Raw genomic sequence first — 23,441 nt, 5'->3', positions numbered from 1 at the left:
GCCGATTTGAGATTCAACTTGATACCGTTCAGCATTGTTCAGCCTGTTCAGCCTGAAGTTGTCCCTGTCAGGACATTGACCTTGCCCTACCTCGAGCTTTCCCCTGAGTTCGATTGGCTCACCGAGACAGTTTGGAGAGCCTTTGCGTCCACGCAAGCCCCTGTTTTCTGCTAGTTCAGAACTCAGGAGCTTGTGTGGCGATCGCCGTTTCACGTCATCTTAGCTCATCTCGGCATTGGGAATTCCCTATTCTCGCCTGTTCCTTGAGCTTGCAAACCCCTGACCGCGCTTTAGACCCTACTGCCTTGCTCTCTGGGATGCTCCCCAGAATTGACCTGTTCGAGGAGACGCATGACTACACAAGCCACTGCCAACTTTACGCTGCCCGATTTGGTCGAAATCCAGCGTGCAAGCTTCCGCTGGTTCTTGGAAGAAGGACTGATTGAAGAGCTAGACAGCTTTTCTCCTATCACGGATTACACGGGCAAGCTCGAACTTCATTTCTTGGGCAAAGACTATAAGCTGAAACGCCCCAAGTATGACGTAGACGAGGCTAAGCGGCGAGACAGCACCTACGCCGTTCAGATGTATGTGCCCACTCGTCTGATTAATAAAGAAACCGGCGAGATCAAAGAACAGGAAGTTTTTATTGGCGACCTGCCGCTGATGACCGATCGGGGTACGTTTATCATCAACGGGGCCGAGCGCGTTATCGTCAACCAGATCGTCCGCAGCCCCGGTGTTTACTACAAAGCAGAAACGGACAAGAACGGTCGCCGCACCTACAACGCCAGCCTGATCCCCAACCGGGGGGCCTGGCTAAAGTTCGAGACAGACAAAAATGACCTCGTGTGGGTTCGCATCGACAAAACCCGCAAGCTCTCTGCTCAAGTGCTGCTGAAGGCGCTGGGTTTGAGCGATGGCGAAATCTTTGACGCGCTGCGCCATCCCGAATATTTCCAAAAAACCATCGACAAGGAAGGGCAGTTCAGCGAAGAAGAAGCCCTGATGGAGCTATATCGCAAGCTGCGCCCTGGTGAACCACCCACGGTGTCCGGCGGTCAGCAATTGCTCGACTCCCGCTTCTTTGATCCCAAGCGGTATGACTTGGGCCGCGTCGGGCGCTACAAGCTCAACAAGAAACTGCGGCTCAGTGTGCCCGAAACCATGCGCGTGCTAACTCCGCAGGACATCCTGGCGGCTATCGACTACCTGATCAACCTGGAATTTGACATTGGCATGGTGGACGACATCGACCACCTGGGCAACCGCCGGGTTCGCTCGGTGGGCGAACTGCTGCAAAACCAGGTGCGGGTTGGTCTGAACCGTCTGGAGCGGATTATCCGGGAGCGGATGACCGTATCGGATGCCGACACACTAACCCCTGCTTCGCTGGTTAACCCCAAACCGCTGGTGGCCGCGATCAAGGAGTTCTTTGGCTCCTCGCAGCTTTCGCAGTTCATGGATCAGACCAATCCGCTGGCGGAGTTGACCCACAAGCGTCGCCTCAGCGCCCTGGGCCCTGGCGGTCTGACGCGAGAGCGGGCGGGCTTTGCGGTGCGTGATATCCACCCCTCTCACTACGGGCGCATCTGCCCCATCGAAACGCCAGAAGGCCCAAACGCAGGCTTGATTGGCTCTCTGGCAACCCACGCCCGCGTCAATCCCTACGGGTTTATCGAAACCCCTTTTTACGAAGTCAAAGAGGGTCGGGTGCTGAAGGATAAGCCGCCCGTCTATATGACGGCGGATGAGGAGGATGACCTGCGGGTGGCTCCCGGAGATGTGTCGGTTGATGAAGACGGCTACATCATGGGCGAGCAAGTGCCCGTCCGCTATCGCCGAGACTTTACGACCACCACGCCAGCCGAAGTGGACTATGTGGCGATTTCTCCGGTGCAGATTATCTCGGTGGCGACCTCTCTCATTCCGTTCCTGGAGCATGACGATGCGAACCGCGCCCTGATGGGATCAAACATGCAGCGTCAGGCAGTGCCACTGCTGCGTCCTGAGCGACCGCTGGTGGGAACGGGACTGGAAGCCCAGACTGCCCGCGACTCTGGCATGGTGATCGTCAACCAGTTTGATGGTGAGGTGTCCTATGTGGATGCAAACCGTATTCGGGTGCGCGGCGAAAACGGTAAGGAGAAGGAATACATCCTGCAAAAATATCAGCGCTCGAACCAGGATACCTGCTTGAACCAGCGCCCGATTGTAAATGTGGGCGATCGCGTCGTGGCGGGTCAGGTTTTGGCGGATGGCTCTGCGGCCGAAGGCGGTGAAATCGCACTTGGTCAGAACATCCTGGTGGCCTACATGCCCTGGGAAGGCTACAACTACGAAGATGCGATTCTGATCAGCGAACGCCTGGTCTACGACGACGTGTACACCTCAATCCACATTGAAAAATACGAGATTGAGGCTCGCCAAACGAAGCTAGGCCCCGAAGAAATCACTCGCGAAATTCCCAACGTGGGAGAAGACGCGCTGCGCCAGCTTGACGAAACGGGCATCATTCGGATTGGAGCCTGGGTAGAAGCAGGGGACATTCTGGTGGGCAAGGTGACCCCCAAGGGCGAATCGGATCAGCCGCCGGAAGAAAAGCTGCTGCGGGCCATCTTTGGCGAAAAGGCGCGGGATGTGCGAGACAACTCGCTGCGCGTGCCGAATGGCGAAAAGGGTCGCGTGGTGGATGTGCGGGTGTTTACCCGTGAGCAGGGCGACGAACTGCCTCCTGGGGCAAACATGGTGGTGCGCGTCTATGTGGCGCAAAAGCGCAAGATTCAAGTCGGCGACAAGATGGCGGGTCGCCACGGCAACAAGGGGATTATTTCCCGGATTTTGCCGCTGGAGGATATGCCCTACCTGCCCGACGGTCGTCCAGTTGACATTGTGCTGAACCCGCTGGGCGTGCCGTCTCGGATGAATGTGGGTCAGGTATTTGAGTGTCTGATGGGCTGGGCCGCAGAAAACCTGGGGGTGCGGTTCAAGATGACTCCGTTTGACGAAATGTACGGCCAGGAAGCCTCGCGGCTGACCACCCACGCCAAGCTGCAAGAGGCCGCAGAAAAGACCGGCCAGCCCTGGGTGTTTAATCCCGATAATCCGGGCAAGATCCAGGTCTACGACGGGCGCACGGGCGAACCCTTTGACCAGCCTGTGACCGTGGGCAAGGCTTATATGCTGAAGCTGGTTCACCTAGTGGACGACAAGATCCACGCCCGCTCGACGGGCCCGTACTCGCTGGTGACGCAGCAGCCTCTAGGCGGCAAGGCGCAGCAGGGGGGTCAGCGGTTTGGCGAGATGGAGGTGTGGGCGTTGGAGGCCTTTGGTTCTGCCTACATCCTACAAGAACTGCTGACGGTGAAATCCGACGACATGCAGGGACGAAACGAAGCGCTGAATGCCATCGTGAAGGGCAAGGCGATCCCCCGTCCGGGTACGCCGGAATCCTTTAAGGTGCTGATGCGCGAGTTGCAGTCGCTTTGTTTGGATATTGCGGCCCACAAGCTGCAAACCCAGGAAGACGGCACCAGCCGCGATGTGGAAATTGACCTGATGGCCGATGTCAGCAGTCGCCGTGCGCCGTCGCGCCCCACCTACGAGTCGATTTCGCGGGACGAGATGGACGACAGCGACGAGTAGCCGCCAAAGTCGCCACTGCGCGATCGCCCCACCCGAATCTGACAAGAACCGGGGGCTGGGCGATCGCCCTCCAGCGCTTTCACCTCGCGGCTTCATCCCCGGCAGGCTAGCCGATTTCCAATCTGCCTGCACCCTCAATACGCTTCAAGCTTTTACGCGCCTCATCGTTACAGAAGGAAGGACAACGGATGCCCAAAATCGAACAGCGGTTTGACTACGTGAAGATTGGGCTGGCCTCGCCAGAGCGGATTCGCCAGTGGGGAGAGCGCACCCTGCCAAACGGACAGGTCGTGGGCGAGGTCACCAAGCCGGAAACGATTAACTACCGCACCCTCAAGCCGGAAATGGACGGCTTGTTCTGCGAACGCATTTTTGGCCCGGCCAAGGATTGGGAGTGTCACTGCGGCAAATATAAACGGGTGCGCCACCGGGGCATCGTCTGCGAGCGCTGCGGCGTGGAGGTGACGGAATCTCGCGTCCGTCGCCACCGCATGGGCTACATCAAGCTAGCGGCTCCCGTGGCCCACGTTTGGTATCTCAAGGGCATTCCCAGCTATATGGCGATTTTGCTCGACATGCCGCTACGAGACGTAGAGCAGATTGTCTACTTCAACTCCTACGTGGTTCTCAGCCCCGGCAACGCCGAAAACCTCAGCTACAAGCAACTCCTGACCGAAGACCAGTGGATTGAGATCGAAGATCAGCTTTACAGCGAAGATTCTCAGCTCACTGGGGTTGAAGTGGGCATTGGTGCAGAAGCGCTGCAACGACTGCTAGAAGACCTGGATTTGGAGAAAGAAGCTGAGCAACTCCGGGAGGAAATTGCCACTGCTAAGGGGCAAAAACGCGCCAAGCTGATCAAGCGGCTACGGGTGATCGACAACTTCATCGCTACCCAGTCCAAGCCAGAGTGGATGGTGCTGGATGTGATTCCGGTGATTCCGCCAGATCTGCGCCCGATGGTGCAACTGGACGGCGGTCGCTTTGCCACCTCCGACCTGAATGATTTGTATCGCCGGGTGATCAACCGGAACAACCGTCTGGCTCGGCTCCAGGAAATTCTGGCTCCGGAGATCATCGTCCGTAACGAAAAGCGGATGCTGCAAGAAGCCGTAGACGCGCTGATCGACAATGGACGGCGCGGCCGCACGGTGGTCGGAGCCAACAACCGCCCGCTCAAGTCTCTGTCGGACATCATCGAAGGGAAACAGGGTCGCTTCCGCCAAAACCTGCTGGGTAAGCGGGTAGACTACTCCGGTCGTTCGGTTATTGTGGTCGGCCCCAAGCTCAAGATTCACCAGTGCGGTCTGCCAAAGGAAATGGCCATCGAGCTATTTCAGCCCTTTGTGATCCACCGCCTGATTCGTCAGGGCTTGGTGAACAATATCAAAGCGGCGAAGAAGCTGATTCAGCGCAACGATCCCCAGATTTGGGACGTGCTGGAAGAGGTCATCGACGGCCACCCCGTGCTGCTAAACCGTGCCCCAACGCTGCACCGTCTGGGGATTCAGGCCTTTGAACCCATTCTGGTAGACGGTCGAGCAATTCAGCTTCACCCGCTGGTGTGTCCGGCCTTTAACGCAGACTTCGACGGCGACCAGATGGCGGTTCACGTCCCCCTCTCGCTAGAAGCCCAGGCCGAAGCGCGTCTGCTGATGCTGGCCTCGAACAATATCCTCTCCCCAGCCACGGGTCGCCCGATCGTCACCCCCAGCCAGGACATGGTGTTGGGCTGCTACTATCTGACCGCAGAAAACCCCAATGCTACTAAGGGCAAGGATCGCTACTTCTCTAGCCTGGAAGACGTGATCGTTGCCTATGAGCAGCAGCAGGTTGATTTGCACGCCTACGTTTGGGTGCGGTTTGACGGCGATGTGGAGTCGCCAGAGCCGGACAACGAGCCGATTGAGGAACAGCGCTCCGAAGACGGCATTGTCACGAAGCTCTATAAGTATCGCCGCGTCCGGGAAGATGCCGAGGGCAACCGGGTGTCTCAATATATTCGCACGACCCCGGGCCGCATTATCTACCACAAGACGATCCAGGAAGCGCTCGTCAGCTAGGGCCGTTGACGGCGATCGCCCTCCAATCCCTCTCGCAACTTTACTCGCAACTTGAGATGAGCGGCAGATTAGCAGCGTCAAGGTTGGGGTTGGGCGGTGAAGGGCGATCGTCCTACAGGGCTTCTTGATCCATTCGTTTCCGGTTTCGCGGGCTGCACCTCGGTGTAGCTGCCAGACAGCCACCCAGTATTGCTAACCTTTTTGAGTTCTGAAGGGCGGGACATCATCTATGACAGAGCAAAGTTCGATTCAAAGATCCGAAAAGCCCGTCGTGTTTCGCAATCGCGTGATCGATAAAAAGCAGTTGCGGCGACTGATTGCCTGGGCCTTCACCCACTACGGGACTGCCCGCACAGCACAGGTAGCCGACGAGCTAAAGGATTTGGGCTTCAAGTTTGCTACGCGGGCGGGGGTGTCGATTAGTGTAGACGACTTGCAGGTTCCGCCCAGCAAGCGCAAACTGCTCGACGAAGCCGAGGACGAAATCCGCAAAACCGAGGAGCGCTATACTCGCGGCGACATTACTGAAGTAGAGCGCTTCCAGAAGGTAATCGACACCTGGAACAGCACCAACGAAGACCTAACCAGCGCGGTGGTTCGCAACTTCCGCGAGAGCAACCCGCTCAACTCGGTCTACATGATGGCGTTTTCTGGCGCACGGGGAAACATCTCTCAGGTGCGTCAGTTGGTGGGGATGCGCGGCCTGATGGCCAATCCGCAGGGGGAAATTATTGACCTGCCTATTAAGACCAACTTCCGCGAAGGGCTGACGGTGACGGAGTACATCATTTCCTCCTACGGGGCGCGGAAAGGACTGGTGGACACGGCGCTGCGGACGGCAGACTCCGGGTATCTCACCCGTCGTCTGGTGGACGTATCGCAGGACGTGATTATTCGGGAGCTAGACTGCAACACGGAGCGCGGCATTCCCATCCGCAGCATGACAGACGGGGAGCGGGTGCTGATTCCTCTGAAGGATCGGCTGCTGGGTCGCGTGCCTGCGGAGGATGTGATTCATCCCGAAACGGGTGAAGTCATTGTTCCTCGCAACGAGCCAATTTCCGACGATATGGCGGAGGAAATTGGTCGGGCTAAGGTAGAACAGGTGGTCGTGCGATCGCCCCTGACCTGCCAAGCCTCCCGTTCCGTTTGCCAGCGCTGCTATGGCTGGAGCTTGGCCCACGCTTACCTGGTGGATATGGGCGAAGCCGTGGGCATCATTGCGGCGCAGTCGATTGGCGAACCGGGGACGCAGTTGACCATGCGGACGTTCCACACGGGCGGCACGGTCACAGGCGAACAGGCTCCGACCATCCGCGCCAGCTTCAACGGCACAGTTCACCTGAAGCTAAAGCGTAAGGACGAAGTGCTGCGCTCTCGCCCCTTCCGCACCCGCCACGGCGAAGACGCGCTGATTATCGAGTCGCCCTCGGTGGAAGTGATCGTGGAACAAGGCAGCCGCAAGGAGTCCCACACGATTACTCAGGGTTCCATCCTGTTTGCCCAGGAAGGCGAGTCGGTCGTGGCCGATCAAATCCTGGCAGAACTGCCCGCGACGGGGCGCGTCCGCAAGGTAACGGAAAAAGCCAGTAAGGACGTGGCGTCTGACCTGGCTGGCGAGGTGAAATTTGCCGACCTCGTGCCCGAAGAGAAGCGCGATCGCCAGGGCAACATCACTCGCATTGCCCAGCGGGGCGGTTTGCTGTGGGTGCTGTCGGGCGAGGTGTATAACCTGCCGCCGGGCGCAGAACCTGTTGTAAAGAATGGCGATCGCGTCGAAGCCAACAGCATCCTCGCCAAAACCAAGCTCGTCACCGAAAATGGTGGTACAGTGCGCCTGCCCCAGGATGGCGAAGGCAAGGCGGGGCGCGAAGTCGAAATCATCACCGCGTCGGTGCTGCTGGATCAGGCCCGCGTCATCGCCGAAAGCCAGCAAGGCCGCGAACACTACATCATCGAAACCCAGCACAACCAGCGATTCTCCCTGATTGCCACACCCGGCACAAAGGTAGTGAACAAGCAGGTCGTGGCGGAACTGATTGACGACCGCTACCGCACCCAGACGGGCGGCATCATCAAGTTCTCTGGCATCGAGCTAGAGAAGCGCGGCAAAGCCAAACAGGGCTATGAAGTCGTCAAGGGCGGCACGATTCTCTGGATTCCTGAAGAATCCCACGAGGTGAACAAAGACATTTCGCTGCTGCTGGTCGAAGACGGGCAGTTTGTGGAAGCGGGCACCGAAGTGGTCAAAGACATCTTCTGCCAAAGCAGCGGCGTAGTGGAAGTGACCCAAAAGAACGACATTCTGCGGGAAATCGTGATCAAACCCGGCGAACTGCACATGGTTGACAACCCGGAAGCCGTCATGAGTCGCAACGGCACGATCGCCAACCCCGGCGAAGAACTGCTGCCCGGTCTTGAGCTGACAGATCTGCGCTATGTCGAATATGTCGATTCGCCCGAAGGCCCAGCACTGCTGCTGCGTCCGGTGACAGAGTTTGCTGTGCCCGACGAACCTTCGGTGCCCAGCCAGTCTTCGACCAGCGAGGAGTCGGGTCGCGCGATCCAACTCCGGGCAGTGCAGCGGACGATGTATAAGGACGGGGAGCGCGTCAAGTCGGTCGAAGGGCTGGAACTGCTGCGGACTCAGCTAGTGCTGGAGATTGATCAAGATGCACAACTGGCCGCGGATATCGAGCTAGTGCCTGATGACTCTGATCCGGAACTGCTGCGCCTCCAGTTGGTGATTCTGGAATCGCTGGTGATTCGTCGCGACGTGCCCGCCGACCAGACCCAGGGCAGCACGCTAACCACGCTGCTGGTGAAAGACGGGGATCAAATCTCGCCAGGAGACGAAGTGGCCCGCACCGAGATCCTGTGTAAGGAAGGGGGCGAGGTGCGCGGCGTGGGCAGCAACGAATCAGCCCGCCGGATTCTGGTCGTTCGCGAGTCGGACAAGCTGACTGTCGAGACGGAGGGCAAGTCCCCCACTGTGAAAGCGGGCGACCTGCTGGTGGCTGGAGCGGCGATCGCCGATGGGGTCACCGTTGAAGAATCGGGACAAGTCCTCTCGGTTAGCGATTCCCAGGTGCAACTGCGACTGGCACGCCCCTATCGCGTGTCAGCGGGTGCCGTGCTGCACATCGACGACGGTGATTTGGTGCAACGGGGCGACAACCTTGTGCTGCTGGTGTTTGAACGCGCCAAGACCGGAGACATCATCCAGGGTCTACCCCGGATTGAGGAACTGCTGGAAGCCCGCAAGCCCAAAGAAGCCTGCGTCTTGGCACGGCGACCGGGCACAGCGCAGGTAGTCTACAGCGACGACGACACAGTGCAGGTGAAGGTCGTCGAAGCGGACGGCGTGATCACCGAGTATCCCATCGGGCCGGGTCAGAACATGCTGATCATCGACGGGCAGGAAGTGGGTGCCGCTGAACCGCTGACGGACGGCCCTGCTAACCCCCACGAAATTCTGGAGATCTTCTTTGATCTACATCGGGAAACGCTGGGCGTTCACGAAGCCTCGCTGATCAGCCTGGAGAAGGTGCAAACCTTCCTGGTAAACGAAGTGCAGTCGGTGTATCAGTCGCAGGGGATCGAAATTTCGGATAAGCACATCGAGGTAATTGTGCGCCAGATGACCTCCAAGGCGCGGGTCGATGACGGGGGCGACACCACCATGCTTCCGGGTGAACTGGTGGAACTGCACCAGATTCAGCAGGTGAACGAGGCGATGTCGATTACGGGCGGTGCGCCAGCGGAATATACCCCGGTGCTGCTGGGGATCACCAAGGCCTCGCTGAACACCGACAGCTTTATCTCGGCCGCCAGCTTCCAGGAAACGACTCGTGTGCTGACTGAAGCAGCGATCGAAGGCAAGTCGGACTGGCTGCGGGGTCTGAAGGAAAACGTGATCATTGGTCGTCTGATTCCAGCGGGCACGGGCTTCAATGCCTACGAAGAGTCCACTAGCGTTGACCTCGACGCGCTGGACGACATGGGACTGAGTGATGTGGTGCTGGATGACCTGACCGCCCGCAGCTATGACCTAGACAGCGGCTTTGACGTGTTTCCGCCGCCGGAAGGCCTGGGAATGCGAGAAGGGACTGAGTTTCCGCGCCCGTCGCACGGCTTTGGTGACGATGCCTTCTCTGGTGTCCTTGAGGACGATGAGCTGGCCGACGAGTACGCCGACGACGATGATGATGACGACGACGAGGACGAAGACTAGGGCATAGGAGAAGCATAGAGTGCCTGCAAAGTGCTTCTCCTAGCTCAAATGCCAAGTCCAAGCGCCCAGTTCAAATACCAAATTCAACAAATTCAAACAAAAAGGGGGAGATGGATTGCCTTCATCTCCCCCTTTTTGCTAAATCTCTTTGCTAAATCCGTAGATGGCTTAAAACCAACCGCCTGCCTCAATTCACCCGCCTCAATTGTTGTAGTTTTCGTCTACAAAGCCGGGGTTGCTGCGGGCGGGAATTTTCCAGTCTGCGTTTTCGCCGCCAATAATAACCCGCTCGATCGTCACATAGTCCTTGCTGAACTGCTTCAGACTGTTGATTAATACGTCCAGCGCCAGGGCATCGCTCGTCCCCATATCGATCCAGCAGCGGGCCCAGTTGCCTTCATACTCCACCTCGCCCATGTTGTGCATGAGCGACATGAGGCTTTCATCGGCCTGGTCATTGTCGTAGTCCAGATAGCTGATATCCAGCCCAGTATCCTGAACCTGCAAGTTTTCGGCATTGAACCCGCCCAGCTTGCCCAGGAAAAACCAGGAGTTAAAGATCTCATCGATGTATTGCTGCTCCATTGCAGAAGGCGGCAGCGTGAATTCTAGCCAAATCCACAGGTTGAAAAAGTCGCATTCTCGAAATTCGACGCGCATGGGGACTAGGTGGAGTATTAGAGATTGGAGTATCAGAGAAATGAGGTGAGGAGAAAGGTGCATCTCACGCCTCATTCAGCATACGACTTTCAGGACTTACGCAGTTGGACAATTTCTCATCTGCAAAGAGTTTGGGTTTTTCAAGCCTTGCACCCGATCGCCCTTTCGATGTGGCTCAAACCGTGCGCCTCTAGTTTTTGGGCGAGGCCGTCGAGGATGCGGCGCACCATCCACGGTCCTTCATAAAACCAGCCCGTGTAGACCTGTACCAGGCTTGCGCCAGCGGTAATTTTTTCCCAGGCATCCTCAGCGGTGAAAATGCCGCCAACCCCAATGATGGGTAGAGTCCCGCTGGTCTTCTGATAAATCAGCCGGATGATTTCGGTGGAGCGCTGGCGGAGGGGTGCGCCGCTGATGCCGCCAGCCTCTTCTGTGAGCAGTTTCCCCGTTGCAGCGAGGCGCTGGGTGTGGAGGCGATCGCGCTGAACGGTTGTATTGGTCGCGATGATCCCCGCCAGGTGATGGGTTTGGCAGAGGGCAAGAATATCGGCGATCGCCCCCTCGTTGAGATCCGGCGCAATCTTCACCAGCAGCGGTTTTTGCCCTGCATTTTCTTGCTGCAATAGCCCCAAAATGCGGTCAAGCTGGTCGGCATCCTGGAGCGATCGCAATCCAGGCGTATTGGGCGAGGACACATTCACCACAAAGTAATTGCCGCAATTCTGAAGCAGCCGGAAACTGCCGAGATAATCCTCCGCCGCAGACTCCAGCGGGGTCACTTTGGACTTGCCCAGATTAATCCCCAAGGGGAATCGCAACGCAGAGGGGTCAGCATCTTGAAGGGGCATGGCAGACGCACTCAGGCGGGCAGCCATCGCAGCGGCTCCTTCATTGTTAAACCCCATACGGTTGAGCGCCGCCAAATCTTGAGGCAGTCGGAACAGGCGGGGGCGGGGATTTCCGGGCTGGGCCTGGAGCGTGACAGTGCCGAGTTCCGCAAAGCCAAAGCCAAAATCCTGCCACAGGTGGGCGACCCGTCCGTCCTTATCGAATCCAGCCGCCAGCCCCACCGGATTCTGAAAACTCAGGCCCCAGAGCGTTTGGCTGAGGGCAGGATGGGCGCTGCAAAAGGCCCGCCGACCCTGCTGCCGCACCCAGGAGGCCAACGGCGGATTGCGGGTTGCGTCTGCCTCGGCAAGCCCGCTAAGTGTGTCGATGAGCCGACGGTGTAGCCATTCTGGGTCAGCCCGCAGCCCGCTAAACAGCAGCGGACGTAGCCCCTGTTTATAAAGATCCACTTTATAAAGCTCCACAGATGTTTCTTTGGTGCTGAATCGTTAGGCTTCCCTGCAAGAGCATTGTGCCGAATCACAAATTGTGATTAAGCCACTTGTGATTAAGCTACAAAGCAAGAATTAACGCAGAAAATCTCGCTAGAAAATCTCACTGTATCAAGGTATCAAGCGACGATTCAACAATCAATCTTGAGGCTTGGCAAGACTCTTGCAAGACCATTAGCGCCCCCCAAACTGAGTGAGGATGAGTCCATAGGCATGGCTCACAAGCTGCACGTTCGGGCCGTGCATCTGCCAAACCAGCAGTTCCTCTCGGTTAGAACGCTGACCGTGAACCCATAAATGAACGCGGATAAACTCATTCGCCTGATGATCGGATGGAAGCCATTCCCAGCCGAGGATCTCGAACGCACTTGTTCTACCAGAGTTGCGCTGAATCGCGTCACAGTACATTAAGAAATGAGGTAGTGAATTGGCTTTTTGAAACGTTTCACTAGACTGTTCATAAACAGAAAGACAGTCTGCATGGTTGACCTGAGCATGAAATTTTTGAATCGCTGCTGTAATTTTATCTTGCTTTATTTTTAGATTTGTAATGTCCAGGAATTGATACTTAGCAGTAATTTCTGGTTTACAGCTAAAGGAGCCATTCGTAATATTAAATGAGCAGTTTTTTATCCCCAACGAGGCTTCTCCGCGAAAGACCGCAAATAGCCCGGAAATAATCGAAGGCACGACAAACAAGATGAAAAAAAGGGTTCCCAAGCAGCCCAAGCAGCTTGTTGTTCCAGAGGATTGAGCCATAGAACCTTGCGGGCGATCGCCAAACTCTACCAGCCAGGACCTATTGCCAAACCCTGAGGAACCTATACGGCCTGCTCCCTTTTATTTCTAGTAAAGTTTATTTCTAGTAAAGCCTCATGCCCTGAGAGGATGTTTGAAAAGTCCTACTGTTTGTAGCAAAGCGTGCAAGATCCCCCTAAATCCCCATTAAACCCCTAAATCCCCCTTAAAAAGGGGGGCTTTAAGGTGGTTTCTCCCCTTTTTAAGGGGGGCTAGGGGGGATCTCTGAGTGCTTAACATTACAGGCGATACCTTTTCAAACACCCTCTGAGACGGCAGAGGGTTATTCCAAGACGGTTATTGCAATATGTAGCATTCTGTCAGCAGGGTTCCCAAGATGCCCTAAGCTAGTTAAGGTTTTTACTACTCAAACTACCGTCGTGTCTGAACTGCTCTACACGGGTTTACGCGAAGGGATACAGGGAGCGTTGTGGCTGGTGCATTTGGTGCTGGTTCCAGTTTGTTTTGTGGTGGCTTGGAGCATGGTGGGGCTGGTTGCCTGGAACCTGATTTCGGCAGGGCGAGACGGGCTGGCCCAGGCGCAACAAATGCACAAGATTCCCTGTTCTGAATGTCGATTTTTTACGGGCGATTATCACTTGAAATGCACGGTACATCCGGAGCGAGCGCTGTCGGAAGAGGCGATGAATTGTGCAGACTACGAGCCACAAAGGTGGGGATAATTTTAGAGTAGGGGTAATTCTAGAACGGTACTGTTTTAGAACGGTACTGGAGCTTTGAGCGTTAGCGTTTCATGCGTTTGCGGATGCTTGACCGTTATCTGGTGAGCGTGCAGATGGAGACGGGGCGCGTGTGCTGGACAACCGTAGAGGCGATCGCCCAAAATCGGCGTTCCCAAACCCGCCGCGTCTGCCGCATGAACCCGGAGCTGATGCGTGCGCCCGGTCACAGGCAATAGCTCTACCCGACTGCGCCATGCCCCATCGAATTCACAGCGTTCCTGTCTGAGCAGGCGCACCTGGGTCTGGCTGGGCTTGCCCCGCTGCCAATCGACCTGCTGCCGGGGACGCTCGGCCGGGTCGCCCCACAGCGGCAGACAAATTTCATCAGGAACGGACGCTAGACGGCCAGATAGCAGCGCTTCGTAGACCTTTTGCACCTGACGCTGCTGAAACTGCTGATGGAGCGCCCGGTGAGTTTCTGCGTCTTTTGCCAGCAGCAGCACGCCAGAGGTATCTTGATCGAGCCGATGCGCGGGATAGAGCCGTGAGTGGGTTGAGAGTCGGGCGATCGCGCTATCTTGTCCATAGCGACCGGGCACCGACAGCAGTCCGCTGGGCTTATTGACAGCCAACAGCCACGGGTCTTCGTATAGAATCCCTAGCGGTTCCGGCGCAGCGGTCTTCAATACCTGAGCCGACAAGCCCGACAGCAAGAACCCCATCAGCGGCTGACAGCGCTCTGCACAGGCTTCATAAAACTGTCCTTGCACCCGATGCTCTCGCGCAGGCGACGGCCCCCACCAAAACTCCGCCAGGGCGATCGGCGTTAGTCCGTGGGTTGCTGCATAATGCAGAAGCTTTGGGGCGCAGCAGTCGCCCGTCCCGGTGGGCAAAAAACCAGACGGCATCAGCGCTTGCAGGGGTCGAGAGTCGCCTGCAAAGTTGGTGAGATGATGAGCGGTGTAAAATTCTGCCTGGAGTTGTCGAGATAGACTTTTGCGCTGCTGTTTCAGTTCTGCAATCCGTGCGTTTGCCTGGTCAATTTTTTGCTGTAGTGGATGCAGGACAGCGTTCCACTTTGCTTTCAAGTTTCGGCGCTCGATACCATCCTGCTGGCTTTGATGATTAAGCGCCTGGAGTGCGATCGCCACTGTGTCGTCTTCAGGGCGCTGGCGTAACTGCTTCCGAGTGCGATCGCGGGCTTGCTTCCGATTCTGGTGCAAATCCGAGAGCTGCTTTAGTTCATGGTCAAACTTGAGTTTTTCAGCATGATAAACCTGACGAACCGGCAGGGTTTCTAGCTGGATCAACTCTTGCTTGATTGCTTGCAGCGCATTCAGCGTTTCCAGTTCCAATGCAGCAATGCGATCGCGCCCTGGAATTGGCGGAACCCATCCTTCTTGTGTGCTGCTGCCATTGAGCAATCCAGAAAACGCTTTGAGAAAATACAGTTCATCAGCCTGCGCTTTGACGAGCAAAACGCCGTACATCTTGCCTTCACGGTTGCAGTCCTCACAGGCTGCAAGTTCCTGCATAAGAGCGTGGGCGATCGCCTCTGCAAGGCGGGTTCGGGGCAGACACAGCCACCTGCCCGAACGCGGACACGCTCCACCATACCAGCCTGTCACAGTTGCATCTGCGAGAGACGCTTTAGCGCAGGATGGTAGCGGATGGAGCGTGCGGGCGATCGCTTCAGAATACAGGCTCAGCAAGGCTCACAAGCTATACACTGGCGGTCGTCGGCGGGTAGCAGACCTTGGTGCCGCCCAGTCCGCAATAACCCCCCGGATTTTTGGCAAGATACTGCTGATGATAGTCCTCCGCGTAATAGAACTCTGGCGCATCCAGAATTTCAGTGGTGATGCTGCCATAGCCTTCTGATTTGAGAGCAGCCTGATAGCGCTGGAGAGAGGCTTCGGCGGCTTGCCGCTGGGCTTCAGAATAAACGTAAATTCCAGAGCGATACTGCGTACCTATGTCATTCCCTTGGCGCATTCCTTGGGTGGGGTCGTGGCTTTCCCAAAACACCTTGAGCAGGTCTTCGTAGGAGATCACCGACGGGTCGTATACCACGCGCACAACTTCGTTATGCCCTGTCAGACCGCTGCACACTTCCTGATAAGTGGGGTTGGGCGTGATGCCCGCTGCGTAGCCTACAGACGTGCTGTACACGCCCTCCTGTTGCCAAAACTTTCGCTCTGCGCCCCAAAAACAGCCCAGCCCAAACAGCGCTAGCTCCATCCCGTCGGGGAATGGGGGCTGAAGCGGGTTGCCGTTGACGAAGTGGCGATTTTGAATCTGCATTGGCTGCGATCGCCCCGGCAAAGCCTCTTCAGGAGTCGGCAGCGCCAGCTTTTTACCAAACCCAAATAGCACCATAAGTCGTGTACCTGCGTTTTGTGTTTTAGATATCGAATGGGATAGCAGTGTGTCAAACAGCCAGTATGAGTTCTCTGCAAACCATAGGCGAGTGAGATTTGCAGGAAAGGTGAATAGTAGAAGAAATCACACTAACAAGAGCGTACTTTTACGATTCTTTACTCTTCTTCATCATATCGCTCATACTTCCTCATTGTGAGCCTCATTTCTAGCTCATCAACCTACAACCCCATAGACATACTCTTGATAAGGAATATCTCACAATTCTAGAAGCGCCACAAAGCAAACAGGATGGAAAACCCTGAGAAATTTGTGGGAGTTACGTGAGAAGCAAGTTCTTACAGAAGCAAGTTCTTACAACAGAAAAGGCGCAGCTACAGCGAGACTACCGGGTTCTGGCATGGCTTTGAGCGAGTTGATCCGGAGTGAAGCGCTCCACAATGCTGAGGGGTAGCTGGTCATCCTGGAGTTGCTCGATGTAGCGAGCGCTGAGAAACGGGAGATAGGTATCGTCCTGATTCAGATAGGTTTGGAAAAAGGCGAGGCTGACGGTGCGGAGATAGTAATGGGCGATCGCCGGATCGGGGCCCACGACTTCCGGCGGCAGGTTAACCGCCACATTGTCTTCTGCGGGTACATCGATCGCGGAAAAGTGGGTCGCGTTTTGCAGCAGCAGCAGATAGCGATGGGGTGTCGTCAGCCAGGTAAAGGGCGTAATTTGCTCCGGCAGCGCAGGGGTGACCGTATCGGCTCCGCTGGCAACGATCAGCGTGGGCACATCTAGCGCCGCATAGCCTTCTTCCCCAAACAAGCTGCTGCCCAGGGTGTTGATGGCGATAATGGCTTTTACCCTGGGGTCGCGCAGGTTGTTGGAATCCAGCACCCAGTTTTGCAGGCGACATTGAAGCAGCAGCGACAGGTTCAGGGTTTCATCAAGCCTGCATTCCCGATTTAGCCGACTAAGATCAATCGGGGTGCCCGCAATGGCAAAGGCTGTGTAGCCACCGAGCGACTGTCCAACCACGCCTACTTGCTCGGTATCGATCAAGTTCTTGAACCGGGGGTCACGCTCTAGCGTGTTGAGTAGACAGGTAATGTCCTGGGGGCGCTGGACAAATTCGGCGGGTTCGGTTTCGTTGCGAACAATCCCGTCGATCAGGTCTTCTAGGCGTTTGGTGTTGCTGCCGGGGTGTTCTGGCACCGCAACCGCAAAGCCATAGGACGCAAGATGTTGGGCAATGTAGCTGAAGGTGAGACGATTGGAGCCTAGCCCGTGGGAGATGACCACCAGCGGCATGGCAGTGGGCGGCTGATTTTGACGATCTGCGACAGGCAAGTATAGATCGACCTCCAGCGGGCGATTGCCAAAGCGTCGTCCTGTATAAACCAGGCTATGATCCGCAGGGGAATACAGACTAGCGGGGGTACTCAAACAGCCGCGAAACTGTTCCTGCGTGAGGGTCTGAAGCGAAACCGTGTAGCGGCCGGGACGCACCGGATTGATCTGGGACGTGGAAACCACTGGCTCTAGGCGGGCATTGTCTTCGGAAATCAGGGCGATCGCATCGATGGCCTGCTTGGTCTGGTTCACCAGCCGCTCGATGGACGAAATAATAGAAAACGCGCGGGTCAGGTCAATCCGCATCGTGTCTACTGGAAAATGCTCCAGCACGTTGAGCGGCGTGAGGCCATTTTCTCCATCGGCCGCCGCCAGCACCAGAGCCGACCGCAGTGCCCGCTTGCCCGACAGGTTCGATCCGGTGCGAACGACTTCGCCCAGCCGTTGTAGCAACAGTTCGCCCTGGTCGGAATAGAGAAACTGGGACACGGCCCAGGGGGTCAGGTTTAGCTCCAGCCGGGTTTTGAGGAGTTGTTCGAGCTGTTGGAGTTGTTCTTCTGTGGCATAGTGTCGGGCATAAACCCGCAGATTTTCGGTATAGCGCCCTTCTTCGGCATAAATCCGCAGGGCGCGGACAGAAATTGAGCGCTCAAACGGCCCCAGCGACACCAGCACCCGCTCGGCTGCGCGGAGGGGCGGGGCGACGAGCGCTAGGGGCAGGGCAAAGGCAGATGCAAGCAGGGCCCGCCGCCAGCGTTTATTGCTGCAAATGCGATGTTTGGGGTGGCATTGTGGCGATCGCCCGACCCTCAGCCCGCTTGCGCCTGTCTGATCCTGAGCTAGCAGATGTGCTGGCAAAAATTGTGGCGATCGCCCGACCCTCAGCCCGCTTGCGCCGCTATTGCCAACCTGCTGGCCAGCCACGCCCACAATCCATCGGCGCAGGCAGCGTCGAACGGACAGGGCAGACGAAAACAAACCAGGAGGCACAGGCATCGGTCAGGAGTTGGCGTAGGTCGGCTTTGGAAAAACGCTCAGGGCGAAGCTACCTCCGAATTTGACAGTAATTTGAGGAGATCCGCCTCTGACAATTGGGTGATTTTTAGGGCGATCGCCTTTTCCAATTTTGACCCCGCGTCTTCACCCACGACCACGAAATCAGTCTTCTTGCTAACGGAACTCGTCACCTTGCCGCCTGCTGCTTTAATTCGTTCAGCGGCTTCATCCCGTTTCAGCGTGGGCAGGGTTCCCGTCAGCACAAAGGTTTTGCCTGCTAGCGTTTGGGGTTTGTCAGATGCAGGTTTCGCCTCGCCCGCCAGAGTCAGCCCTGCCGCCCGCAGCCGCTCCACGAGCGCTTGGTTGGCGGGCACACGGAACCACTGATAGACCGACCGAGCGATTTCCGGGCCAATGCCGTAGACAGCGGCAATGTCCGATTCTTCAGCGGCGGCCAGGGCTTCGACGGTTGGAAAGGCTTCGGCCAGCGTTTGCGCGTTGACTGCGCCGACGTGCCGAATACCCAACCCAAATAGGACGCGCCACCAGGGTTGGGTTTTGGATTGGGCGATCGCCCTAACTAGATTTTCAGCGGATTTTTTGCCCATCCGGTCAATGCCGATCAGTTGCTCCGCCGTCAGGTCATACAGGTCGGCAACGCTGTTCAACAAGCCGCGATCGCCCAACTGCTGCACCCACTTCTCGCCCAGCCCGTTGATATCAAGCGCCTGCCGCGAGGCCCAATGCACCAGGGAACCGCGCACGATCGCCGGACAGGATGAATTCACGCAGCGGGTGACGGCCTCCTCTTCCGGGCGCACCAGGGGCTGACCGCACACCGGGCAATGGGTCGGCAGTTGAAACGGTTCCGCCCCGGCGGGTCGCAATTCCGGCAGCACGCGCACCACTTCGGGAATGATTTCGCCCGCCTTTCGCACAATCACCGTATCGCCCACGCGCACATCCAGCGCCGCGATGAAGTCGGCATTATGCAGCGTCGCCCGCGAAACAGTCGTGCCTGCAAGCTGCACTGGGGCCAATTCTGCAACAGGCGTGACCGCGCCCGTCCGCCCCACCTGCACGGAGATACCCTGCACGACGGTCGGCGCTTCTTCGGCGGGATACTTGAGGGCGATCGCCCAGCGCGGAAACTTTTGGGTAAAGCCCAGCCGTTCCTGCAACGCCAGCCCGTTCAGCTTGATCACCAGCCCGTCGGTGAGGTAGGGCAGGTCAAACCGGGCCCGCTCCCAGTGGTCGGCAAACTGGCGCACCTCCTCCAAGGATTCGCACAGCTTGCGGTTCGGATTCACCCGAAAGCCGAGCGTTTGCAGCAAATCCAGCGCTTCCCACTGAGACGCAGGCTTAGGGAAATTCCCATCTCCTGCAAGATGCAGCGTGTAGGCAAAAAAGTCGAGCCGCCGCCGCGCCACAATTCGCGAATCCAACTGGCGCAGGGTTCCCGCCGCCGCGTTGCGCGGATTGGCAAACAGCGCCTCGCCCGCCTCTTCTCGCTCTTGATTAATCTGCTGAAACACGTCCAGCGGCAAAAACGCCTCGCCCCGCACCTCCACCACGGGCGGCAGGTGTTCGCCCTTCAGCCGCAGCGGAATCGAGCGAATCGTCCGCACGTTGGGCGTAATGTCTTCCCCCGTCACGCCATCGCCCCGCGTCGCCCCGCGCACCAGCAGCCCGTTTTCGTAGGTCAGCGCCAGGGCAGAGCCGTCAATTTTTAGCTCGCAAACATAGGCCGAGTCGGGCAGCGCGGGCTGAGCCTCGGCAACGGTCGCATAATAGCGTCGCCAGCGCGTGTCCCAGGTGGCAACTTCTGCCAGGTTGAAGGCGTTTTCCAGGCTGTAGAGCGGAATATTGTGGCGGACGGAGGTGAATTGGGACGAGGGGCGATCGCCCACGCGCTGGGTGGGACTGTCGGGCGAAATCAGCGTCGGGTCTGCGGCTTCGAGTTCCTGAAGCTCTCGATAAAGCTGGTCATATACCGCATCGGGCAGCGTTGGCGCATCCAGCACGTAATATTCATAGCTGGCCTGGTTCAGCAGGTTCCGCAGTTCGGCGGCCCGCTGCGCTGGCGTTGGGGCTTGGGGAGAAGCAGTTGCAGAATTGGGAGGTTTGGCTGCCACGGTCAGTCTGGGTTAAAAGCGCAGGTTAATGATTCGCTTCTCGATTAGCGATTAGCTTGGTGCAAAGTCATCTGGTAGTTCATCGATCCTTTCAATACCCAATTCTCTACAAAGTGCTTTTAACTGAAGCAGACTCAATTTTGCCTCAGTTTTGCCAGCAATCCAGCGTTGATAAGTGGATCGCGGAATTCCACACCGAATCGCCAACTCATCCTGAGTGAGCTGGGTGCGTTCTAATCGCAAGGCCTCGATTGCCGAAGGGCGATTCTGGAATTGGGCAGCGCTGGCGTTAGTGTCTTCGGGCATTGAGAACAAGGTTTATCCCAACATGAAGCCTCAGGTTGACATATTCAATTTGAAGCTTCAAAATGAGACATAACATTTCTAGGGAAGCTCAACGCCTTGCGGTGAGGGCTTGCCCTGGCTTTAGTGTCTCATTTCTCCCAACAAAAATACTATGAGCTATTACGACCAGCTTCATCCGTGGGTGGTCTATCGTCTGCTGCCCAATTGTCAAACGATTGCCGTGGCTCGGTTTCGGCGGCGCAACGATGCAGAGATGTATCTGATTGCGGTGCGGCAGTTGGTGCGGAATGCGGGGTGGGCAATTGCCTTTGATCCACCAACCATGCCAACGGCAAGGGCAGAGCGGCGATCGCCCAATTTTTTGGACGCTTCTGCCAAGGGGAAAGAGCGCCAGCGCAATTGAATCCTCCATATACGTTTATGAACGATCGCGCCTACACAGTCTGTTTCTGATTTATCCTTTAGCCTTTGATCCGTAGATTTTGATCTGTTTTGATCTGTTGAGTTGTTTCCGCATCAAGCAGGGGTTAAGCATGGCTGAGTGGCAGGAAATTTCGGGTGGCGTAACTGCGCCGAAGGGCTATCGGGCAGCGGGCATTGCCGCAGGGCTGAAGCCGTCAGGTGCGCCGGATCTAGCGCTGATTTATTCGGAAGTGGAGGCGATCGCCGCTGGAGTCTTTACTACCAGCCAGGTGAAGGCAGCCTGCGTAGACTATTGCCGTCAGCGGCTAGAGGCAAAGGCGACGGCGCGGGCTATTCTGTGCAATGCGGGTCAGGCGAATGCAGCCACGGGTTCTCAGGGCTGGGAGGATGCCCTAGAAAGTGCCCAGCTTTTGGCGACAGCGCTGAATATTCCAGTCGAGCAAGTGCTGGTGGCTTCGACGGGGGTCATTGGGCAGCGCATCCGCATGGAGCAGCTACGGTCGGGCATTCCCAATCTGGTGGCCGCTGCCACGCCCGACGGCTCCGATGCCGCTGCCAAAGCCATCATTACCACCGACCTAGTGACCAAGAGCGTGGCGCTGGAAACGACGCTGGACGGTCGCCCGGTGCGAATTGGCGGCATCTGCAAGGGGTCTGGCATGATCCACCCCAACATGGCGACGATGCTGGCCTTTGTCACCTGCGACGCGACCGTTTCGCCCCATCTCTGGCAGCAAATGCTGAGCCGCGCCGCCGACAAGAGCTTTAACCAGATCACGGTAGACGGCGACACCAGCACTAACGACACGCTGCTGGCGCTGGCCAACGGCGAATCCCGCACGCCCGCGATCACCGAGCCGGGCCCCGATGCCGAGCGGCTAGAGGGAATGCTGACGGAGGTGTGTATGCGGATGGCCAAGGCGATCGCCCGCGATGGCGAAGGCGCAACCTGCCTGCTGGAAATTCGAGTCAGCGGCGCACCAGACGACGCAGCCGCCCGCCAGGTAGCCCGCACGATTGCCGGGTCGTCCCTGTTCAAATCGGCCGTGTTTGGGCGCGACCCAAACTGGGGCCGCATCGCCGCCGCCGCTGGACGGGCCGGGGTGCCCTTCGACCAAGGCGAACTCCAAGTCAAGCTGGGCGACTTTTTGCTGATGGATCACGGACAGCCGCTGCCCTTCGATCGCCCCGCCGCCAGCAACTACATGAAGCAAGCCGCCGCTGGGGAATACCTGAAAACCGATACAGTGCTGGTGTCTGTCAGCATTGGCAGTGGCCCTGGGGTGGGCATGGCCTGGGGCTGCGACCTCAGCTACGACTATGTGAAGATCAACGCAGAATATACGACCTAGAAGGGCGGTTACGATGGACGGACTGACGCTGCGGGCGATCGCCGCCGACACGATGAGCTACGCCATCGACTCGATTCGCAGCAATCGGGCGCTGGTGCAGTCGGTGCAGGCCTCGCTGAATCGGATTGGGCACACCGTCGGCACGGCCACAGGCGACTGGAATCACTCCACCGACGTTGCGTACCGTGCCTTTACCGCAAAGCACAAGCTGACCCCCGATGAGCTATCGCCCCGGTCGGCCAGCCTGCTGCTGAGCCTGCCCACGGTTCACACCCCGCCCGCGCCCAGTCCGGCCCCGATCGCCCAACCTGCCCCGAATCCAACGCCCGCGCCCAGTCCAGATCCCGCCGCCCGCCCTGCGCCAATCGCCCAACCCGCGCCCAATCCAACCCCTGTGCCAATCGCCCAGCCTGCACCCAGCCCTACCCCTGCCTCGCGCCCCGTGCCGATCGCCCAGCCTGCACCCAATCCAACCCCTGCGCCGATCGCCCAGCCTGCGCCTCAACTCGTCCCTCGCCCTGCGCCCAGCCCCGTGCTGACGGAAGCACAAATTTTTCAGGAGGCGCTGCGGTTTACGCTGCGGTGGGAAGGGGGCTATGTGAACTATCCAGCCGATCGCGGCGGCGAGACGAATCGGGGCATCACCACCGCCACCTATCGCGCCTATCGCCAGAGCAGAGGGCTGCCGGTGCAGAGTGTGCGGCTGATTACGGAAGACGAAGTGCGGGACATTTATGAGCAGCTTTACTGGCAGCCCGCGCAATGTAGCATGATGCAGCGGCCGCTGGCGATCGCCCATTTCGACACGGCGGTTAATTTTGGCGTGGGCGGCGCGACGATGTTTTTGCAAGAAATCTTGGGTCTGCGGGTAGATCGCGTCTTTGGCCCCGTCACCCAGCGGGCGATTGCCCAGGCATCCCATCTAGATCTCGCCCGGCGGCTTTGCCAGGCCCGCATGGACTATCGCTATCGCCGCGTCACCCGCGACCCGTCCCAGCGTGTGTTTCTGCAAGGCTGGCTGGATCGGGACAATGACCTGCTGAGATATATTCAGCCCCAGAAGCAGCCCTAGAATCACAGGGGAAGCG

At 57.6% G+C, this 23,441-nt stretch carries 16 protein-coding genes; 7 read left to right on the top strand and 9 right to left on the bottom strand.

The genetic code is table 11. The features are described from left to right. Positions 1-351: 351 nt before the first annotated feature. Positions 352-3,645, top strand: coding sequence for a DNA-directed RNA polymerase subunit beta (gene rpoB / locus HNI00_RS08855; protein ID WP_316792569.1), 3,294 nt, complete (start codon positions 352-354; stop codon positions 3,643-3,645). On the opposite strand, the gene HNI00_RS08850 is transcribed toward rpoB, so the two are convergent. Continuing rightward, positions 3,600-3,728 (bottom strand): hypothetical protein, encoded by a 129-nt coding sequence (locus tag HNI00_RS08850; protein ID WP_316792567.1) that lies wholly within the window; start codon positions 3,726-3,728, stop codon positions 3,600-3,602. The genes rpoB and HNI00_RS08850 overlap by 46 nt on opposite strands. 105 nt (positions 3,729-3,833) lie before the next feature. On the opposite strand from HNI00_RS08850, the gene HNI00_RS08845 reads away from it, so the two are divergent. Both HNI00_RS08845 and HNI00_RS08840 read left to right on the top strand, forming a co-directional pair. Beyond that, the gene (locus tag HNI00_RS08845; protein ID WP_172353953.1) at positions 3,834-5,708 is read left to right on the top strand and encodes a DNA-directed RNA polymerase subunit gamma; all 1,875 of its coding nucleotides are present in this window, start codon (positions 3,834-3,836) and stop codon (positions 5,706-5,708) included. A gap of 229 nt (positions 5,709-5,937) precedes the next feature. Beyond that, positions 5,938-9,942, top strand: coding sequence for a DNA-directed RNA polymerase subunit beta' (locus tag HNI00_RS08840; RefSeq protein ID WP_316792565.1), 4,005 nt, complete (start codon positions 5,938-5,940; stop codon positions 9,940-9,942). Between the two features lie 201 nt (positions 9,943-10,143). Here the strand turns inward: HNI00_RS08840 and HNI00_RS08835 are convergent, their stop codons facing one another. The 3 genes from HNI00_RS08835 to HNI00_RS08825 all read right to left on the bottom strand — a co-directional run bounded on the left by HNI00_RS08835 (position 10,144) and on the right by HNI00_RS08825 (position 12,701). Beyond that, entirely contained in the window at positions 10,144-10,602 is a 459-nt protein-coding gene (locus HNI00_RS08835; RefSeq protein ID WP_297078900.1) for a DUF3531 family protein, read from the bottom strand. A 140-nt stretch (positions 10,603-10,742) separates the two neighbouring features. Next, positions 10,743-11,900 carry a quinone-dependent dihydroorotate dehydrogenase gene (locus HNI00_RS08830; RefSeq protein ID WP_316792562.1) on the bottom strand — a complete coding sequence of 386 codons (1,158 nt, stop codon included), beginning with the start codon at positions 11,898-11,900 and terminating at the stop codon, positions 10,743-10,745. A gap of 216 nt (positions 11,901-12,116) precedes the next feature. Next, entirely contained in the window at positions 12,117-12,701 is a 585-nt protein-coding gene (locus HNI00_RS08825; protein ID WP_316792560.1) for a hypothetical protein, read from the bottom strand. Between the two features lie 419 nt (positions 12,702-13,120). Here HNI00_RS08825 and HNI00_RS08820 point away from each other — a divergent pair, with 419 nt between their 5' ends. Beyond that, complete coding sequence (locus HNI00_RS08820; protein ID WP_316792558.1) at positions 13,121-13,423, top strand: hypothetical protein; 303 nt, start codon at positions 13,121-13,123, stop codon at positions 13,421-13,423. A 35-nt stretch (positions 13,424-13,458) separates the two neighbouring features. On the opposite strand, the gene HNI00_RS08815 is transcribed toward HNI00_RS08820, so the two are convergent. From HNI00_RS08815 to HNI00_RS22110, 5 genes are all read right to left on the bottom strand, one after another. Beyond that, complete coding sequence (locus tag HNI00_RS08815) at positions 13,459-15,135, bottom strand: RluA family pseudouridine synthase (RefSeq protein ID WP_316792556.1); 1,677 nt, start codon at positions 15,133-15,135, stop codon at positions 13,459-13,461. A 10-nt stretch (positions 15,136-15,145) separates the two neighbouring features. Next, positions 15,146-15,802: a peptide-methionine (S)-S-oxide reductase MsrA gene (gene msrA / locus HNI00_RS08810; RefSeq protein ID WP_316792554.1), complete on the bottom strand. Its 657-nt coding sequence runs from the start codon at positions 15,800-15,802 to the stop codon at positions 15,146-15,148. 385 nt (positions 15,803-16,187) lie between these two features. Then, positions 16,188-18,137, bottom strand: a complete 1,950-nt coding sequence (locus HNI00_RS08805; protein ID WP_316792552.1) for an alpha/beta hydrolase — start codon at positions 18,135-18,137, stop codon at positions 16,188-16,190. A gap of 38 nt (positions 18,138-18,175) precedes the next feature. Next, complete coding sequence (gene ligA, locus HNI00_RS08800) at positions 18,176-20,272, bottom strand: NAD-dependent DNA ligase LigA (RefSeq protein WP_316792550.1); 2,097 nt, start codon at positions 20,270-20,272, stop codon at positions 18,176-18,178. Positions 20,273-20,323: 51 nt separating this feature from the next. Further along, entirely contained in the window at positions 20,324-20,578 is a 255-nt protein-coding gene (locus HNI00_RS22110) for a helix-turn-helix transcriptional regulator (protein WP_297079797.1), read from the bottom strand. Between the two features lie 151 nt (positions 20,579-20,729). Between HNI00_RS22110 and HNI00_RS08795 the strand changes: the two genes are divergently transcribed. The 3 genes from HNI00_RS08795 to HNI00_RS08785 all read left to right on the top strand — a co-directional run bounded on the left by HNI00_RS08795 (position 20,730) and on the right by HNI00_RS08785 (position 23,425). Next, the gene (locus tag HNI00_RS08795) at positions 20,730-20,981 is read left to right on the top strand and encodes a hypothetical protein (protein WP_316792549.1); all 252 of its coding nucleotides are present in this window, start codon (positions 20,730-20,732) and stop codon (positions 20,979-20,981) included. A 130-nt stretch (positions 20,982-21,111) separates the two neighbouring features. Next, positions 21,112-22,353, top strand: a complete 1,242-nt coding sequence (gene argJ, locus HNI00_RS08790; RefSeq protein ID WP_297079794.1) for a bifunctional ornithine acetyltransferase/N-acetylglutamate synthase — start codon at positions 21,112-21,114, stop codon at positions 22,351-22,353. A 13-nt stretch (positions 22,354-22,366) separates the two neighbouring features. After that, entirely contained in the window at positions 22,367-23,425 is a 1,059-nt protein-coding gene (locus tag HNI00_RS08785) for a glycosyl hydrolase 108 family protein (protein WP_316792546.1), read from the top strand. Positions 23,426-23,441: the final 16 nt, after the last annotated feature.

Origin of the sequence: Thermoleptolyngbya oregonensis NK1-22 (assembly GCF_032705245.1) — a bacterium.
Lineage (GTDB): Bacteria > Cyanobacteriota > Cyanobacteriia > Elainellales > Elainellaceae > Thermoleptolyngbya > Thermoleptolyngbya sichuanensis.
The sequence above is the reverse complement of the archived record's forward strand: the minus strand, read 5'-3'. Positions and strand labels throughout refer to the sequence as shown.

Excerpts from the sequence above, each read along its gene's own strand:
- HNI00_RS08805 (WP_316792552.1), bottom strand. The coding sequence starts at position 18,137 with ATGCCTGTGCCTCCTGGTTTGTTTTCGTCTGCCCTGTCCGTTCGACGC.
- msrA (WP_316792554.1), bottom strand. The coding sequence starts at position 15,802 with ATGGTGCTATTTGGGTTTGGTAAAAAGCTGGCGCTGCCGACTCCTGAA.
- HNI00_RS08845 (WP_172353953.1), top strand. The coding sequence starts at position 3,834 with ATGCCCAAAATCGAACAGCGGTTTGACTACGTGAAGATTGGGCTGGCC.
- HNI00_RS08825 (WP_316792560.1), bottom strand. The coding sequence starts at position 12,701 with ATGGCTCAATCCTCTGGAACAACAAGCTGCTTGGGCTGCTTGGGAACC.
- HNI00_RS08795 (WP_316792549.1), top strand. The coding sequence starts at position 20,730 with ATGAGCTATTACGACCAGCTTCATCCGTGGGTGGTCTATCGTCTGCTG.
- rpoB (WP_316792569.1), top strand. The coding sequence starts at position 352 with ATGACTACACAAGCCACTGCCAACTTTACGCTGCCCGATTTGGTCGAA.
- HNI00_RS22110 (WP_297079797.1), bottom strand. The coding sequence starts at position 20,578 with ATGCCCGAAGACACTAACGCCAGCGCTGCCCAATTCCAGAATCGCCCT.
- HNI00_RS08840 (WP_316792565.1), top strand. The coding sequence starts at position 5,938 with ATGACAGAGCAAAGTTCGATTCAAAGATCCGAAAAGCCCGTCGTGTTT.
- HNI00_RS08785 (WP_316792546.1), top strand. The coding sequence starts at position 22,367 with ATGGACGGACTGACGCTGCGGGCGATCGCCGCCGACACGATGAGCTAC.
- argJ (WP_297079794.1), top strand. The coding sequence starts at position 21,112 with ATGGCTGAGTGGCAGGAAATTTCGGGTGGCGTAACTGCGCCGAAGGGC.
- HNI00_RS08835 (WP_297078900.1), bottom strand. The coding sequence starts at position 10,602 with ATGCGCGTCGAATTTCGAGAATGCGACTTTTTCAACCTGTGGATTTGG.